We start from the raw sequence: 375 nt of genomic DNA, 5'->3' as shown, positions 1-375 counted from the left end.
CCTGCCGGGCTGGGGCTGGACCGTCTGACGTCGGCGGTGCGGGTGGTGCTGGATCACCATGACGTGCTGCGGCTGCGGGTGTCGGCGGAGGGGGGGTATGAGGTCGCTCCGCGGGGGGCGGTGGCGGCCGACGGGTGTGTGCGCCGGGTGGAGGTGTCGGGGGAGCCGGGGGGTCTGGTCGCCGCGGTGGCGGAGGAGGCGGCGGTTTCGCGGGCGGGGTTGGATCCGGTGGCCGGGCAGTTGGTCCGGGTGGCGTGGTTGGACGCCGGGCCCCGGGTGTCGGGCCGGTTGGTGGTGACGGTGCACCATCTGGCGGTGGACGGGGTGTCCTGGCGCATCCTGCTGCCGGACCTGTTCACCGCCTGGCACGCGACC

At 75.5% G+C, this 375-nt stretch carries 1 protein-coding gene; it reads left to right on the top strand.

Annotated elements, in window-relative coordinates:
* A partial coding sequence (locus IG98_RS46280; RefSeq protein ID WP_037973087.1) for a condensation domain-containing protein occupies positions 1-375 on the top strand: 375 nt, incomplete at both ends.

Source organism: Streptosporangium amethystogenes (genome assembly GCF_000721075.1).
GTDB lineage: Bacteria > Actinomycetota > Actinomycetes > Streptosporangiales > Streptosporangiaceae > Streptosporangium > Streptosporangium amethystogenes.
The sequence above is the reverse complement of the archived record's forward strand: the minus strand, read 5'-3'. Positions and strand labels throughout refer to the sequence as shown.